The sequence below is a fragment of the Phaeocystidibacter marisrubri genome (assembly GCF_008933165.1).
Classification (GTDB): domain Bacteria; phylum Bacteroidota; class Bacteroidia; order Flavobacteriales; family Schleiferiaceae; genus Phaeocystidibacter; species Phaeocystidibacter marisrubri.
Genome location: NZ_WBVQ01000001.1, coordinates 692260 through 706928 on the forward strand (window position 1 = coordinate 692260; position 14669 = coordinate 706928).

Consider the following 14669-nt stretch of genomic DNA (forward strand, 5'->3'; position numbering starts at 1 on the left):
AGACGGGTGACGGATGACGGATGACTTGAGTCAGTAACCGTTTCATTGATAACTGCCAGCGGCGGTAACTCCGTTAGCCCGATGGTGAGGAGGAACGACGCTACCTAGGGCTAGTTAGGAGGGGTTAATGGGTTTACGGTGTTTTAGAGGTTTGCGGGGTTGGAAGACGGATGGCGGGTGACGGGTGACGGGTGACGGATGACTTGAGTCAGTAACCGTTTCATTGATAACCGCCAGCGGCGGTAACTCCGTTAGCCCGATGGTGAGGAGGAACGACGCTACCTAGGGCTAGTTAGGAGGGGTTAATGGGTTTAAGGTGTTTTAGAGGTTTACGGGGTTGGGTGACGGATGGCGGATACTTCTGGTAACTGACATTTTATTACGGTTTAGTTGGCAAAAACAACCGAAGAGGGAACGGGAGGAGAGCGAAGCAGTTCATATTCAACGGAATGATAATGTCGCTTAGTTGGATGCTACAAGCTTGGATGTGTCAATTCCATCTGGACCCACTGGTTCACATATGAATGAATTGACTCCTGAATCAGAGAAGTTAGAAGTGTTTATTTCACCGTGATAGGCTTGGTTGTCACGGCCTAAAGCAATGAAGGTGAAGCGGGTATCCGTTCCTAGCTTCATTACTTGAACCCCTGTTTTATTGATGTTCTGATCCACAATGGCATTGTCGCTGGCATCTATTAATCGCAAATAGGTGATGTCTAGGTGTTGGCCATTGACATTGGTGAACTGTACGGTAAAATCGCTAGAAGGCACGCGGTAGAATCGGTCGCAATTGAATATACCAAAGGTATTGATGTCAAAATTCCTTGAGAGGGTTTCAGAGACGCGATCCATCCTTTGAGTGATGCGCTCTCTGTATTCTCGAATCGAATCAGAATAACGAGTCCATTTGCTATTCTCGCGTCTTACTTGCGCATAATAAGCAGCTGGATCATTAATCCTGCGATAGGATTCTGGGTATTTCCCTAATACAAATTGGACGGAAAGGCGATATTCATTTCCATATTTATCTCCATTGATGATATTATTGACAAAGGCAGACGTTCGCGTTAAGTCGGTGCTCCATTTATCACCGTTGTATTCTTTCTTCGCCACTTTAACAAGTCGGTCGGAGAGGACCATCAATGCACTATCACATCGCCATTTGTTGTGGATGCTCTGCTGAACCTCCATCGCATGTCGACGTTGGTTTGGTGTATAGTTTGGAATCACTTCTACCAATACGGAGTCACCGTCGTTTCTTCGGTTGTAGGAGTACATTTCATAATGTCCTTCAGGCGTTTTTCTGAATTGAAGATAGTTGGTACTCAATCGCATAGATCGTTTGAGGTTCTCCTCGTCAACCGCAGAAAAGTACATGGGTCGAAAATTGGCAAATTCCCAATGTGTCATGGCCTTGCTTATATCCATTCGAATGCTCAAAGCATTGTTGGCATTGTACTCTTGCCATTCCACTGGGCGTTCATTGTGAAACTGACTCATGCAAGTTGCTGGATAGTATACGAAGATGTCTTCGAACACCTCAGTGGCACAGGTGCGAGGTTGACCACGGGGGTCAACCACAATATCCCAAATACCCGCTGTACTCAATGGAGGGATTTCCACAATACTCTCATCTTTATCGGTTTGCGAAGGCTGCGTGGTTGTGGTGGTGGATACCTGTGTGGATGTTGAAATCTGTATCCATTCACCGGATTCTGCATCAAATCTCCAAAGGGGGTAGTCGTCTTTGGAATCAGCGGGTAGCTGAATGGACAAGGATTTACCATCGGCAATCGTAATGTTGGGGTCTGAAGTGATAGAAATCATCCCGGCAGTTTGAAAACTTCCTAGGGTTCCATCTGGACTTTTCGCTGTCATGGTAATGTTTGAATTCAGAACAGCAGAAAGGGAAGTCATGTCCTCTACATACAGCGTTACTGTTCCTTCAATGAGGTTTCCGCTGGCGTCGGCAAATGCGTTTTTAGGTACTTCGATTTCTACACCGCTTTTCAATTCAATCTTACCGCCACTTGATGCATGAATGGCGTGCTCAGAGATCTCATTTTTAGGGAGGTGAGCTAGAAGGTTATCGGCATAGTCGACGGATTCAACTTCAGTAGGTTCAACTACTTCTTCAGTATTGGGATTCTCTGAAGATTGACAAGACGGGAATAGGAGAAGGCAAAAAGCCGACATTCTGAGAAGAGAGTGAATTTTCATAGCGAGAAAGGTTTCACTTGGAACGAATGAAGTAAAGTGAATCGTATTTCTTTATAGAAGAAATTTTCTCGTTTACTCGATCAGGCTTTTCGATCTCTCACTTCAACCCTTCGTTAACTGGAAAAAGAAAAGTTCTGGTATTGCAAATTCTTAAACGGGTTTTGCATCATTCTTCCACTTAGTTTCGACGCTTTGTCCTTCGTTTTTCCGAACTTGTATAGGCCTAATAATCAAAACACAACCTATAGAAATTATGAAAGATAAAGTGAAGAAATCCGGAACTTCTGGTGCGGTTTACGGCTTAGGGATGATTGGCGCCATGGTGTACTACATCCAAGCAGCAACCTCTTTTTGGATGGGGGTACTCGGTGTATTCAAAGCCTTCGTTTGGCCTGCATTTTTAGTGTATGAAGGATTAAGGGCAATGGGAGCTTAGGGCTGATATTTGTTCTCAGCGTGGTATCTTTGCACTATGACTAAAGAAGAGAAACTAGCACATTTCAATGCGATTTCAACAAATACTTTGATGGAAACGCTTGAAATAAAATACATTGACTTCGGTGAGGATTGGGTGAAGGCCTCTATGCCTGTGAATTCTCGCGTTCATCAACCTGTAGGATTGTTACATGGAGGTGCTACAGTAGCCCTTTGTGAATCTTTAGGAAGTGGAGCCTCAATGATGTTTGTAGATGATCCCGATAAGTATGTGGCGGTAGGAATAGAGATTTCTGCAAACCACGTGAGAAGTATTACCAAAGGGATGGTGTATTGTACCGGAAAGATTATCCACAAAGGACGATCTACCCATCTCTGGGAAATGAAGGTGGAGGATGAAAACGGCAAGTTGATTTCTTTTTGCAAGATGACTAATATGATTGTTCCTCGTGCCAGCAAGCAAAAGTGAACATAGTAATATCCTAATTTGGCGCATCCCCGGTCTGCCCACTCAAGGGTGGAAGCTTTCGGAAGATGTGCCAGAGCGACTAGGTGATACGAAAGTTCACGTGAGTCCATTCATAGGGCGTGCCACTACTTTTCATGCCGAAGGTCCATTGGATGCTGCGGAACTTTGGCCTTCTATCAACGCCCAAAATATCCATGAGCTGGCGGATGTTCATTCCGATTCTAAGGAAGCGCACATAGAGCGAGTGCGAGCAGCTGTAAAGCAGATTGTTCAGAATCATCTGCGAAAAGTGGTCATTGCACGAAGAGAAGATTTGGAAATGGAGCTAGACTATGCGTCCACTTTCCAAAAACTAGTAAATGCTTATCCGCAAGCTATTGTTTATGCCCTTTTTATTGAAGGCCGACTATGGATGGGAGCTACTCCAGAAACGCTGTTAACGTCAGATGAGCACGCCATTTATACCATGGCTCTTGCGGGGACGCGTAAACCTGATGGACCTGAGTTTACTGAAAAAGAGTACGATGAACAGTTGGCGGTCACAGAATCGATCAACGATACGCTGCTTCAGTTGGGGTCTGCTAAGGTAGATGCCAAAGGTCCTGAAATAATTGCAGCAGGTCCCGTTCAACACTTGATTACCCGTATCACTGCGGGATTGCCCAATGAAGGGACTCCTGTGGACTGGGCACATTCGCTCCATCCAACCCCTGCTGTGTGCGGAATGCCCAAACGCGATGCCTTGTCCATTATTGACGCACTCGAGAATTTCAACCGAGAGCTCTACGCAGGGTATTTAGGGTGGACATCCGAAGAGAACTCCAGATTTTATGTAAATCTTCGATGTATGCAGGTTGGGCAAAAGCGTGTAGCTTTATACGCTGGTGGAGGAATTACGGCTTTGTCGGATCCCGAAGCCGAATGGGAGGAAACAGTGATTAAACTGAATACTCTCAAAAGCGTTATTACTCAGGAATAACTATCCCTCATGAATTACTCCGATAAGCGGAACGTACAGTCCCTTCTCGAAATCGCCTATTTCCATGGTATTCGAACGGTGGTGTTTTCACCCGGATCTCGAAATGCCCCCTTGGTGATTGCCTTTCAACGCGATGATCGTTTTGAAAAGGTCATCATTCCAGATGAGCGAAGTGCTGCGTTTTTCGCCTTGGGTGTGATTCAAGAGCGGAGAGAACCCGTTGCGGTTTGTTGTACTTCTGGTTCTGCAGCAGCCAATTATTTGCCTGCTGTGGTGGAGGCATTCTATCAGCGGTTACCCTTGGTTCTTCTCACCGCTGATCGTCCACGAGAATGGGTAGATCAAGGCGAAGGACAAACCATTCGTCAGGAGGGTTTATACCGAGAACACGTGGTGGCAGAAGCCAATCTGTTGGTGGATAGTCCGAGTGAAGCCGATCGTGCTTACAACGACAGAATTCTGAATGAAGCACTGAGTATGGCGGCCTTGCGAGAAGGTCCAATTCACGTGAATTTGCCGTTTGAAGAGCCCTTGTACGGACTTACGGAAGAGCGTTTCATTCCGAAGAAAATTGCGGTAGTTGGCGGTCGACCACAATTGTCGAAGACCGAACTGGCGGAGGTGATTGATATCTGGAATACGGCCTCAAAGAAGTGGGTTCTTGTGGGACAATTACTTCCAGGTCCTCATTGGGCCGATGCCATTCATCAATTGGCAAAAGATGGAAGTACTTTGATTTGGACAGAGTCGACAACTAATTTGCCAGAAGAAGCCACTATTGGTCATATTGATCGAGTAATCAATACGTTGTCAGATACAGATCTCGATGACTTGGTGCCCGATGTGCTTCTCACTTTTGGAGGAGCGATTGTCTCGAAGAAGGTGAAAGCCCTCCTTCGCAAGAATCCACCGAAGTATCACATTCACGTGGATTTCAAATGGCCTCAGCCCGACACCTATCGGGCTCTCACCCATGGTGTGATTGCTCGACCTGAAGAATTTTTATCTCATTTTCTTCCCAATATTCAACCTTCAAATAGCGCGTATAGATCCACATGGATGGAAGTCGCCCAGAAGCGAAGAGAAGCTCATAATCGATATGCCGTTTCAGCTCCTTTCAGTGATTTCTATCTTTTTCGAGATACGCTAAAACGCATTCCGTCGGATTGGAAACTTCAAATAGCCAACTCATCGGTTATTCGATATGTTCAGCTCTTTGATGACGGCAGAGAAAACCTGCACTTCAGTAATAGAGGAACCGCAGGAATTGACGGAAGTTCAAGTACCGCTGTAGGAATGGCTTGGGCGAGTAAAGAGCCTGTTTTGCTACTGACAGGTGATGTTAGTTTCTTTTATGATTCCAATGCATTCTTTAACAAAGTAGTTCCACCTTCCATGCGTATTCTCCTTATTCACAATGGCGGAGGGGGGATATTTCGATTTATTCAAGGACCGAGTTCCACCGATGCACTAGAGGAGTATTTTGAAACGAAGCACGCCACTTCTGCCAAGGGTATTGCAGAATCGTACGGATTGAATCACCGAGAGGTAAGAGTTGAAGAAGAGTGGCTTGAGGGGCTCTCCTGGTTGCTTCAAGAAGGAGATGGTCCGAGGTTGCTAGAAGTGTATACGCCAGGAGAGAAGAACGCAGACGTACTCAAATCGTATTTCAGCTTCCTTCGGGAAGAGGCTTGATACCCCGTCTTGTTTCCGTATTTTCGAGGCATAATTTCTACCTATGTCCGCTAAATCGTGGGTGGCTGCGGCCCGACTCCGAACTTTACCACTAGCATTTTCCTGTATTTTTTTGGGGAACTTCTTGGCGCATTCAAAAGGAAGTTTTGAATGGAGCATTCTCATTTGGTCGCTTGTTACCACATTGTTATATCAAGTCTTGAGCAATTATGCGAACGATTATGGAGATGGGGTAAAGGGGACGGATGATATTCGACAAGGAGAGAAGCGCGCCGTTGCATCGGGTGAAATTTCTGCCAATGCCATGCGCAATGCCGTCTGGTTGGTCGCTATCGCTGCGTGGCTGTGTGGGGCATGGTTGAGTTATATCGGAACTCGACACACCGAAACGTGGGTGTTTTACTTGTTTTTACTCCTGAATACGGGAGCCGTTTCTTCAGCTATACGTTACACTGTAGGGGGAAAAGCTTATGGTTACAAGGGATATGGCGATGTTTATGTGTTGATTTTCTTTGGATGGATTGGCGTGATGGGAAGTTTTTACCTGCAGACTAATCTCCTCAACTTTTGGATATTATTGCCAGCTTCTTCTATAGGAATGTTGGCCATGGGCGTATTGAATCTGAACAATATGCGCGATATGAAAAACGACGTAGCGGCTGGCAAAATCACTGTTCCAGTTCGAATAGGATTGACTGCAGCAAAACGCTATCATACCTTACTGCTCTTTGGTTCATTGGTCAGTATGGCGTTATACGTCTATTTTCAAACAGAAACCATGGGAGCATGGTTATTCATACTAGTGTCTCCATTGATCATTATACAACGCCAAAAAGCCATGAAGGCCAAATCGGCGGATGAGTTTGATCCACTACTAAAACCACTGGCCATAGGTACCTTGCTCTATGCACTTATAGCAGGTGTGGGTATTAATCTTCACAGCTTCTTGTAAGCCGACTAAATCTGATATTGAATATGAAGGCTAGATGGATCAAACACGAATTACAGTTTCGTCAACCAGCAGGCACCAGCCGAGGTGTGCTCACCACAAAAGAAACGTTCTTCATTATCGTAAGAGAAGAAGGGAAGTATGGCATTGGTGAATGTGGATTGCTTCGTGGATTGAGTCCTGACGATGTCCCTGAATATGAAACCAAGTTGGATGAGGTTTGTAAGTACGTCAACAAAGGGATGAAGTACTGGTATCCTCGCTTGGCTGAATTCCCATCTATCCAGTTCGGTTTGGAGCAGGCTGTTCGCGATTTGAATACGTCCGAACCACTTTCTCTCTTCGATACTTTTTACAGTAGAGGAGAGGAAGGTCAACCTATTAATGGATTGATCTGGATGGGGGATGAGGATTTTATGCGAAAGCAAGTTGATGAGAAGATTGAAGCCGGATTTCGTTGTTTGAAAATGAAAATTGGTGCTATTGATTGGGATACAGAACATCAGATTTTACAGTCTATTCGATCTAGATATTCAGCAGAAGAACTCGAATTGAGGGTAGATGCCAATGGTGCTTTTACACCAGAGAATGTGATGCCTGTCCTTGAACAACTCAAAGCTCTGGATATACACAGTATTGAGCAGCCTATTAAAGCGGGACAATGGGATGAAATGGCAAAACTTTGCGCCAGTACACCTGTGGCAATTGCGTTGGATGAAGAGCTTATCGGAGTACACGACTACGAGAAACGTCAGCTTTTGTTGGATACCATTAAGCCTCAGTTCATCATTCTAAAACCTTCCTTTATTGGCGGGTGGACAGGAAGTAGAGATTGGATTACTCGAGCAGAGAAGGCTGACATCGGATGGTGGGTGACTTCTGCTCTCGAATCAAACATAGGATTGAATGCCATTGCCGAATGGACCAGTACTCTGGGCGTGGAAATGGCTCAAGGATTAGGAACAGGTTCACTCTACACCAATAACATAGAAGGTCCACTCTACATTTACAAAGGCCATTTGGTTAAGGTTCAACGCGATTGGGATTTGAGCTTGTTCGATCTTTAGCGTGTGGAGTGATCTTTGATGGGAGAGTTGTATTTTGAACTACTCAAACCTCAGTTATGAAAAAGCTCCTCGTTTTCGCTCTGTTTATTCCTGCTATTTCCTATTCTCAACCTTTTATTTCGCACGATAAAATGGATGTCCGAATTTCCTATACGTCTGGAAATGCAGGATTTCAAAGAGAGTTTAATGCAGCGAATTATGAAGACTTTTTAGTTATTCCCTTTCAATTGGAAGGAGTTACAAATGCGGAGTATTCACGACCATTTGAGAATCGATACCTCACGAATTCATATTCCATTGGTTTCCATTTTCCAATTTCATCGAGCAGGTTTTTTCTTGAAACAGATGTGATGTACAGCGAAGGTGAATACTATTCTGATTTCTTCGGACCGTCTACCTACAACGGAAATACGCCACTTAATAAATTGCAGGTAAGCGAAAGTATGACGTATAAGGCCGGAGGTTTGGGGCTAGGGGTTGATTTTTTAAGTGATGAAGAGTTCGATTTGGAACTTGTTTTTAAGATCTATGCTGGCAATAGGACTTGGAAGCTGGAGTCCACCTTAATGGATATGACCGACGAAAAACCGCATGAAGCATTAGAATCATCTGAATTTAATTTTCAGCACTCTTTGTCGATTCGTTGGGGGCAAACCATTGTTCCCCGCTTTGGCTATTTCATAGGATTTGGAGTCTTTCAAGGATACTCCTATGAATTGGACGAAGTCTATCGCACAGAATTATCATCGGGTCAGTATGATGTAAAAGATGGGACGAATATCCGATATCACTATATGAGCGGTACTCAAGTTGATGATATTGAGAAGGATGTTTTAAAGGTCTCAGAGCTTTCTATCCAATTTGGATTGTTTTACACGTTGGAGTGAAGTATTCGAATGACTAGAGTTGCTCAATCATTTTAGCCAGTGCATTCACTGTGTTTTGATTCCTCGTGGTAGCACGCTGTCCCAGAATCTTTTCTAGAACATTGTTGTTGATAGATGGCTTCGCAAGCGATTTCGGATAGGATAGGTACACGGCTCTGCCAACCACTTTTAGCGATTCTTCTAATCCGAGCTTTTCTCGCAATCGGTTCACTTCTGTTGCACTTGGTGCTGTTTCGAGTAAGGTGATGTAGGCTTTGTGATCTTCGGGAAGTTGGACAAATACCGTGTTCATATCCGACTGAACACTTTTCCATTCTTCAGGCGAAAACAACATGGTTGGAACTTCAAATCCGGTGCTTCCTAGAATGGCATTCTCAAGATCACTCTTTAAAACTTCGTCTTCCGATTGAAAAACGGCATTTCCACTCTGGATGTACGTTTTCACATTATGTAACCCGATGGATTCGTAGCATTCACGGAGTTGAGCCATTGGTATTTTCTTATGCCCGCCAACATTGATACCTCGGAGAAGATGGATGAATGTTTTCATGTCCTCAAGGTACTGCTAATTGTGAACGCCAAAGTTGTGCAGGGTTGATGTGTCCTGTAAATGTATCGCTGTAGATGGTAGTTGCCGGTCTGTTAAACCCATCGCTGTCATCTGTCTCTTCGAGAATGCCCGTAAGTGCAACTCTCAATTCGGTTTCAAATTGACCTTCAAATTCTGGAAAAATGTACGTTGCTTGATGCTTAGGAGGGAAACATATCAGTAAGTATTGAAACTTTTTTCAGTTCATAATTACGTGAGAATAAATAATTTCCGAAAATCAACTTCAGCTTGACTCATTACAACGATGAAGATTAATGTTCTAAATTCTCTGCTGTATTCATTTTTTCTGGGAATGTCTGTAGTTTGCTTTGCTCAAGAACAAGAAAGATCTCACGCCCTAGGTGCTGAAGTGCTTTCTGAATCACCTAATGGTGTGATCTCAGTATCACCGCAACTATACGAAAGAATAAAAGCATGGCTTGCTATAGAAGAAATACCTCTAGATCATTTCCTAGCAAGTTCAGAACTTCCACAGGGTGAAGTACAAGAATTCCTCAATCAATTCAATGTAACGTTTTCGAAAACCGGTTCAGATTGTATTTGTGCGACGATCCGACCTAACATAGTGTATTCATATCGTACAATCGACCCAAATCAATGGACGGACAACCATGAAGTAGTCGATGACGGTGACTGGTTTGGAGGAGCTTATCGAAAAACGACACGCTTAATGGATGGTCCTGGTATGAATCTCGATTTGTACTTCTATTGGGATGACGGAGCCTTTAACACTTCTATTGAAATCAAAGAATCTTTGATTCAAGTAGAACTATTAAATCTTTGCACACAATTATTTTATCGCAATAGTGAGTGTTTTTGTGAGAAGCCTCTTCGCGTCTCGAGTCGCGCTTACTACAATTATAACTATGACTCCAGATCTTATGGTTTGTTTACGAGCCATGGCAGAGCAGGAGAATTAGATTTTGGATTTTCTACTTTGGTTCTTGATCTCGAGCCGAATATCAATGGTCAGAACATTTTCTCAGAGTTAGATGTCAAGAGCTTCGAAATTTACAATGGCTATTGGAAAGCATGGATTAATCCTAATTGGAAGGGCTACCTTAAATTCGGAGGAGAACTTGCAAAAACCATTTACGGTATTGCCACGATATCACCTACTGGAGCTATTGTAAAAAAAGATAGTACTGGAAATGTAGGCGCATCCCCCCCACCTTCATTTCCTGTTTCGAACTTAAGTGATTTATCCAACGCCCTAAACGGATTAGGCACTAAGTATTCAATTTACACGAGTTCATTACCTGGTTCGGGAAATAGAGCATATTCTTCTATAACTTATCTCAAGTCGAACATCCCGAAGGTTATTCTACATGTTGGACAAGCCAAAGTCTACGCTGACGGAAGTGGAACTTCTGGACATGTAGATATTGATTTCGGTAGCACCTATCAGGCCACTCATGTTGTTGGATTTCACGACATCGGTTACAGCGATGAAATGACCCCAATTTCTGAAGGGCAATGTTGTAATGAAGATTATGGATTCTGGTGGTATTCAGAAGATTATTCCAAAATTGGAATTGCAAACGTTCAAACAGATATTGCAAATCTGCTCAACTATGGTGGTGTCTTTAGATGGTATAACGCATATCCCATTACGCTTACACTTCATTCAAGTGGGATTCCAGCTTACATTAATTCATCTACTAGACAGATAAGTAGAGTACGCGAGAACGCCGGAGAGGTTGAAGGAGACGAGACGTGTCGTTGTAAAAGCTTAGAGTATCGCCCTAACGAAAGACTAGTACCACGGATCGTAGCAAATTCATTAGAATACTGTAGACAATCATTCACAATTCACGATGCAACATACCCCAATTTAGTTCAACTGTTTCCTAACGTGGAATCTAGATGGCGACTAAATGGTGTAGACATTCCGGGTTCTACAAACTCTAGTTCTGTAACGGTTAATGGTCCGGGAACATATTCACTTGTTTATGTAGACTTGGTCTCAGGTTATTGTCAAACTATTGATGCCGTTGAAATAACACAATGCGTGGGAAAACACGATTTCGGTTCAATTCAAGTTTTGAATGGTTCAATCTATATCAACACAGATAATCAAATGGATCGGGTAGATATTTTTACACTCGATGGCAGATTAATATCTTCAAACCACGCTGACTCTCATATCTTGAGCATGCAAAATTCGAAATTGGCTCAAGGTGTTTATATTGTTAAGGTCCTACTCCATAATGGAGAGTACATTGTTGAAAGAATTGTTCTATGATTAGAACTTTAGCCACGGCTTTACTTTTATTTCCTAGTATCTGTTTGGCTCAATTCCATAATCCATGGAACGTTGAGGTAGGTTTTGATATTGGTCCAAGCAACTTGGCCTTAGATGATCAGCTTCCTTCAGAGAAGAACTATTTGCAAAGTCCATTTCAAGTTCCTTACGACACTTCTCAGTATTTATTTGCGCATGATTACCGAGGAATTTGGATACGTTCTCAGGGTAGGATTGATTTGGGAATTAATTTTCAATTCACTCATGAAGATGGTTATACGTTTGGATTGGGATATAAAACTGGATTCGTACCGAATGCTAAACCAAGGGTATATAATCGATCAACGGGACTTGGAGAAAGTTATAGTCGCTCGCTTGAGATAGCATTCAACTCCGTACAAACTCAATTCGGATGGGATTTCTTTCATGAACGATGGAATATCTCAAAGTCCCACACTCTGAGACTTATGGGATACGTAGGGTATTCTTGGATGAGCGTAAATGACGACTATACTTACCATTATGTCGAACATAATGGTTCGAATGAGATGGAAGTCAACTCCGAGGAAAGCTTCACTTGGACTGCTGGCGGTATAAATTGGGGTTTTGGACTGAATTACCTGTGGTTTCCTAATAAGAATCGTCAAGGAATAGGTTTAGGCATTACAGCACGTTTTGAACGTCATTATATGCAGTACCAAGAGATGAATCGTAACTCGTACATTCTCAATGGATCAGATGAAATGCCATCGTTATCAAAGAAAGAAATTTTCTATGTGTTTGACGGTGAGACATCATCGAATAACAATTCTTCTACGCATTTTGAAAAGGTCACCTCTCATATGGATAATCTGCATGTCGGACTTCTCATATGTTACAGATTTGGGAGATAAAGTCTATTCGATTGATAATGAAGAGGGTTTAGTTTAAGCGGTGTGTCGAGTAATGGAGGGTAATACAACTACAAGTCGATGCCTATCTCTTGGTGTACCAAAATGATTTTTTCCAATACAATGGTGGTGATGTCTGGATTCGTTTGAAACACCACATTTCCACTATAGATTTTCAATTAGACGTACTGAAGTCCCGCAGATTCATAGCATTCTCTCAGCGGTGACATAGGGATTTTCTTGTGTTTCCCAACACTGATGCCTCAGAGAAGATGGATGTTTTCATGTCCTCAAGGTACTGCTACTTGTGAACGCCAAAGTTGTGCAGGGTTGATGTGTCCTGTAAATGTATCGCTGTAGATGGTAGTTGCTGGTCTGCTGAACCCATCGCTGTCATCTGTCTCTTCGAGAATGCCTGTAAGTGCAACTCTCAATTCGGTTTCAAGTTGACCTTCAAATTCTGGAAAGATGTACGTTGCACGATGCTTGGGAGGGATGCGCAAGGGATAACGTGAATTGCCACACCAAGATGTTGGAAAGTGGGTGATTTGCCTCCAGTTTCCACTAGCATCTTTGGCTTCAATAGAAATGAATAATTCGCCATCTAGTGAACGAAGGTTTGCATCACTCGAATGCATTCCATTCACAATATGAACCATCATTCCACTGGATTTTAACTCGGTGGGAGGAGACCATAATTCCAAGTAAAGCTCACGTTTTTTAGGGGCTTCAACGTATTCAAAATGGCCATCCATGCTGTACATGGCTCTGCTAGCGCTATCAGGACGTATGGGAGGGTTAAATCGCAGCATTCGGATGTGATGATCAACGTTTACGGGGGAATAAGGAACGTCGTGCAAAAAGCCCAATCGGGTGTTATCCGTCTTTATGAAACCGCTTTTCACATCTTGTGTGGCAGCATACCACTTATTGGAGAGGGGAGTAGGAGTGATGATGTCGTACTCCGCGGGCACTAGGTTGCCTGAAGTAAGATCCCATAAGCCATACAATCGTTTCGAAGCACGAAGGTGAAAGTCAGAGGTGTTTCTTGAGAAGCGAATCACACCTTCATTGAGAACGTGGGGATCGGCAAAATTGCTAAATGTCATTCGGTTCGATATTCGTCCATTCTCATTTACAGAATACCATTCATCCTTATACATGGCTCCTGTATATCCACCCGTAAACGGAGGAGTAGCAAACTGCTGTTGATTAATCGGAATGATAAACCCATCAAAAACGAAATTTCCAACCTTGTCAAAATCTTCGTCACACAACCACCAGTCGTGTTCACTGTTGCGCACTAACATGCGGTTGTCAACTATTCCAGTAGCCATTTTAATGGAGTCTGGAAAGGGTGTAAACGTACCGTCGTCTTCTAAGATGGCAAGAATCGTTGCCGAGTTGTTGGTGTTTTCTGAGGGAGGACGGTCTTCCAAATAGATGCGGGTTATGGCCTTATCGTCATTGAAATGAAGTTCGTGTACGTATGAGTAAGCATCGAGAATAGAGTTGTTAAAGGTGCCCGTTACATGGCCTTCTTCGTCAAGGATGTCAACTTCTATAAAAGCATCGGAGGAACGCGCAATCAACATTCGATCTCCGGCTGAATAAAATTCGTCGTTGGGTTGTTTCGTGTATAGAACTTCGCCTTCATCATTGATGAGTCGTGATTCGGTTATTTCCTCTTCATTTCTATAGCTCACCACAAATAAATGAGGTAAAATGGCGTAAGCAGATCCTCCGGTGGCAGAGTGTATGATCTCATTTTCGTTATTCAGTAACACCAAATCCATGGAGGGATTCAACACTACAAGAAGGACATCGGAGTTTGCGTATTCAATCGCTTGGTGGACATTGCGGTAGAGGAATTCACCATTTCGCAGGAGTACCGAAGGTTTTTCCGATTCATAGACAATAGCTCGTCCATCTTTGAAAGGACGGGCGAATTCAAATTTGGGTTGAAATACCCAGTTTCCGTTGGAGTTGATGAATCCGTAATAACCTCCTTCTCGAACGGCCGCAAGACCTTCTGAAAAGTCATAGGCCTTGTGAAATCTAGGATGAATCACCCACTCTCCCTCTTCATTCATGTATCCCCACTTCCCATTCTCCCCGCAAATTGGGAAGAGCAACTGGGCGCTGAGCACTGTGCTGAGAACAAGGAAAAAGGCGAGTAGTGTAATGCGTTTCATCTTGAAGATGTAGTTTGGAAGGATGGGA

General features: G+C 43.4%; 12 protein-coding genes. 9 read left to right on the forward strand and 3 right to left on the reverse strand.

Features of this window, described 5'->3' with window-relative positions; genetic code table 11:
• Nucleotides 1-462: 462 nt before the first annotated feature.
• Nucleotides 463-2220, reverse strand: coding sequence for a hypothetical protein (locus tag F8C82_RS03140; RefSeq protein WP_151691976.1), 1758 nt, complete (start codon nt 2218-2220; stop codon nt 463-465).
• Between the two features lie 253 nt (nt 2221-2473).
• Here F8C82_RS03140 and F8C82_RS03145 point away from each other — a divergent pair, with 253 nt between their 5' ends.
• The 7 genes from F8C82_RS03145 to F8C82_RS03175 all read left to right on the forward strand — a co-directional run bounded on the left by F8C82_RS03145 (nt 2474) and on the right by F8C82_RS03175 (nt 8701).
• The gene (locus F8C82_RS03145; RefSeq protein ID WP_151691977.1) at nt 2474-2656 is read left to right on the forward strand and encodes a hypothetical protein; all 183 of its coding nucleotides are present in this window, start codon (nt 2474-2476) and stop codon (nt 2654-2656) included.
• A gap of 36 nt (nt 2657-2692) precedes the next feature.
• The gene (locus F8C82_RS03150; protein ID WP_151691978.1) at nt 2693-3124 is read left to right on the forward strand and encodes a PaaI family thioesterase; all 432 of its coding nucleotides are present in this window, start codon (nt 2693-2695) and stop codon (nt 3122-3124) included.
• 67 nt (nt 3125-3191) lie between these two features.
• On the forward strand, nt 3192-4103 hold the full coding sequence (locus tag F8C82_RS03155; protein ID WP_170266136.1) for a chorismate-binding protein: 912 nt from the start codon (nt 3192-3194) through the stop codon (nt 4101-4103).
• A gap of 9 nt (nt 4104-4112) precedes the next feature.
• Nucleotides 4113-5798 carry a 2-succinyl-5-enolpyruvyl-6-hydroxy-3-cyclohexene-1-carboxylic-acid synthase gene (gene menD / locus F8C82_RS03160; protein WP_151691980.1) on the forward strand — a complete coding sequence of 562 codons (1686 nt, stop codon included), beginning with the start codon at nt 4113-4115 and terminating at the stop codon, nt 5796-5798.
• A 43-nt stretch (nt 5799-5841) separates the two neighbouring features.
• The gene (gene menA, locus F8C82_RS03165) at nt 5842-6750 is read left to right on the forward strand and encodes a 1,4-dihydroxy-2-naphthoate octaprenyltransferase (RefSeq protein ID WP_151691981.1); all 909 of its coding nucleotides are present in this window, start codon (nt 5842-5844) and stop codon (nt 6748-6750) included.
• Nucleotides 6751-6773: 23 nt separating this feature from the next.
• Nucleotides 6774-7814, forward strand: a complete 1041-nt coding sequence (locus F8C82_RS03170) for an o-succinylbenzoate synthase (RefSeq protein WP_151691982.1) — start codon at nt 6774-6776, stop codon at nt 7812-7814.
• A 56-nt stretch (nt 7815-7870) separates the two neighbouring features.
• Complete coding sequence (locus tag F8C82_RS03175) at nt 7871-8701, forward strand: hypothetical protein (RefSeq protein ID WP_151691983.1); 831 nt, start codon at nt 7871-7873, stop codon at nt 8699-8701.
• A gap of 13 nt (nt 8702-8714) precedes the next feature.
• On the opposite strand, the gene F8C82_RS03180 is transcribed toward F8C82_RS03175, so the two are convergent.
• Entirely contained in the window at nt 8715-9251 is a 537-nt protein-coding gene (locus tag F8C82_RS03180) for a DUF1697 domain-containing protein (RefSeq protein WP_151691984.1), read from the reverse strand.
• A gap of 352 nt (nt 9252-9603) precedes the next feature.
• Between F8C82_RS03180 and F8C82_RS03185 the strand changes: the two genes are divergently transcribed.
• Together F8C82_RS03185 and F8C82_RS03190 are read left to right on the forward strand one after the other, a co-directional pair.
• Nucleotides 9604-11556 (forward strand): T9SS type A sorting domain-containing protein, encoded by a 1953-nt coding sequence (locus F8C82_RS03185; RefSeq protein WP_151691985.1) that lies wholly within the window; start codon nt 9604-9606, stop codon nt 11554-11556.
• A complete protein-coding gene (locus tag F8C82_RS03190; RefSeq protein ID WP_151691986.1) occupies nt 11553-12449 on the forward strand; it encodes a hypothetical protein in 897 nt (298 codons plus the stop codon). Before F8C82_RS03185 ends, F8C82_RS03190 begins: the two co-directional genes overlap by 4 nt.
• A 287-nt stretch (nt 12450-12736) precedes the next feature.
• On the opposite strand, the gene F8C82_RS03195 is transcribed toward F8C82_RS03190, so the two are convergent.
• A complete protein-coding gene (locus tag F8C82_RS03195; RefSeq protein WP_151691987.1) occupies nt 12737-14641 on the reverse strand; it encodes a WG repeat-containing protein in 1905 nt (634 codons plus the stop codon).
• Nucleotides 14642-14669: the final 28 nt, after the last annotated feature.

What these genes read in the sequence shown, in the direction of transcription:
- F8C82_RS03180 (WP_151691984.1), bottom strand. Translation starts at nt 9,251, where the DNA reads ATGAAAACATTCATCCATCTTCTCCGAGGTATCAATGTTGGCGGGCAT.
- F8C82_RS03190 (WP_151691986.1), top strand. Translation starts at nt 11,553, where the DNA reads ATGATTAGAACTTTAGCCACGGCTTTACTTTTATTTCCTAGTATCTGT.
- F8C82_RS03145 (WP_151691977.1), top strand. Translation starts at nt 2,474, where the DNA reads ATGAAAGATAAAGTGAAGAAATCCGGAACTTCTGGTGCGGTTTACGGC.
- menD (WP_151691980.1), top strand. Translation starts at nt 4,113, where the DNA reads ATGAATTACTCCGATAAGCGGAACGTACAGTCCCTTCTCGAAATCGCC.
- F8C82_RS03140 (WP_151691976.1), bottom strand. Translation starts at nt 2,220, where the DNA reads ATGAAAATTCACTCTCTTCTCAGAATGTCGGCTTTTTGCCTTCTCCTA.
- F8C82_RS03150 (WP_151691978.1), top strand. Translation starts at nt 2,693, where the DNA reads ATGACTAAAGAAGAGAAACTAGCACATTTCAATGCGATTTCAACAAAT.
- F8C82_RS03185 (WP_151691985.1), top strand. Translation starts at nt 9,604, where the DNA reads ATGTCTGTAGTTTGCTTTGCTCAAGAACAAGAAAGATCTCACGCCCTA.
- F8C82_RS03170 (WP_151691982.1), top strand. Translation starts at nt 6,774, where the DNA reads ATGAAGGCTAGATGGATCAAACACGAATTACAGTTTCGTCAACCAGCA.
- F8C82_RS03195 (WP_151691987.1), bottom strand. Translation starts at nt 14,641, where the DNA reads ATGAAACGCATTACACTACTCGCCTTTTTCCTTGTTCTCAGCACAGTG.
- menA (WP_151691981.1), top strand. Translation starts at nt 5,842, where the DNA reads ATGTCCGCTAAATCGTGGGTGGCTGCGGCCCGACTCCGAACTTTACCA.
- F8C82_RS03175 (WP_151691983.1), top strand. Translation starts at nt 7,871, where the DNA reads ATGAAAAAGCTCCTCGTTTTCGCTCTGTTTATTCCTGCTATTTCCTAT.